Raw genomic sequence first — 1,241 nt, 5'->3', positions numbered from 1 at the left:
TAGTAACGCCTCGTAGAGGCGTTACTCAGGCCTGTTTATTACGGATTGAGTAAGGCTTTCGCCTTATGTCGCCATCGCCTTCATTAGATTGCTGCTACCCATGATGTTCATCACTCGTTTAAGGTTGTAAGCCAGGATATGTAGACTCATTTCTGTACTGACGTGCTCTTTGGTTTTGGTGAGGAAGTGCGTCGCCCCCATCCAGCTCTTGAGTGTGCCAAAAGTATGCTCAATCGTGCAACGCCTAATTTTCATCGCATCAGGCATGGCTTCTAGGTTGTCCTGCATTTGATCTAGCATTGCTTCATGTTCCCAGCGCTTGACTCTTCTGTTTGTTCCGGTAGTGCACTGAGGCTTTAAGGCGCAGGTTTTGCAGCTCGAGCTCCAGTATGCAATCAGATTCTTACCATGCTCCACGGTTTTAAATCGCTCTATTAATACTTGCCCTGCAGGGCACTCGTATTCATTTTTATCAGGGTGGTAGATAAACGCATTCTTATCAAACAGGCCGTGAGATCGATTGCTAGACGTTTTACATTTAGGCATGATGGGAGTGACACCCAAGTCCATACAGTCTTTGATTTGTTCACCACTGTAATAACCCTTGTCCGCCACTACGGTCAGCTGCGTTACTTGCAGCGCTTCTTTGACTTGGTTTGCTATCTTAGCTAGGCTACTGCGATCATGACCGACATTAGTTAACTCATGGGCAACGATGAGATGGTTCTTCGTGTCCACGGCTGCCTGTACGTTATAGCCCACGATACCGCCTCCACGGTGTTGCATCGACCGGGCATCGGGATCACTCATGGAGATCTGTTTATCTGGTGCTGCTTGTACTTTTTCTTCAATAGCTTGTAGCTGTGCCATCTGCTCTGTAAAGAGCGCGATGCGCTCTTTAAGTCTGGCTTGGTGTGCGGTTGATTGGGCTGGAGAGCGCAGATCAGCTGCCTCTAAGTCTTTTAAGTACTGCGCAATACTAGCTTCAGCTTCTTGGATACGACGTTTGATCTTGGCCTGGGTGAAGTTCTGATCGGAGCTGTTCACGGCTTTAAATTTACTGCCATCGACTGCCACCATCGCGTCGGTAAAGAGATTCATCTGACGGCACAACTCAATAAACTGGGCGCAGACTTTACGGATGGCTTTGCCGTTTTCTTTACGGAAGTTCGCAATGGTTTTAAAGTCAGGAGCTAAGCGGGTAATGAGCCACATGAGTTCAACATTACGTAGCGCTTCAG

1 protein-coding gene is annotated in these 1,241 nt (G+C 47.8%); it reads right to left on the bottom strand.

What is annotated here, in order from left to right; genetic code table 11:
* Positions 1 to 63: 63 nt before the first annotated feature.
* Positions 64 to 1,241 (bottom strand): IS1182 family transposase (locus ICN34_RS11450; RefSeq protein ID WP_216122734.1); only part of this gene is annotated, 1,178 nt, incomplete at its 5' end.

The sequence above is a fragment of the Polynucleobacter sp. Tro8-14-1 genome (assembly GCF_018881655.1).
GTDB lineage: Bacteria > Pseudomonadota > Gammaproteobacteria > Burkholderiales > Burkholderiaceae > Polynucleobacter.
Note: the sequence above shows the minus strand (reverse complement) of the source record. Positions and strands in the feature narration are given on the sequence as shown.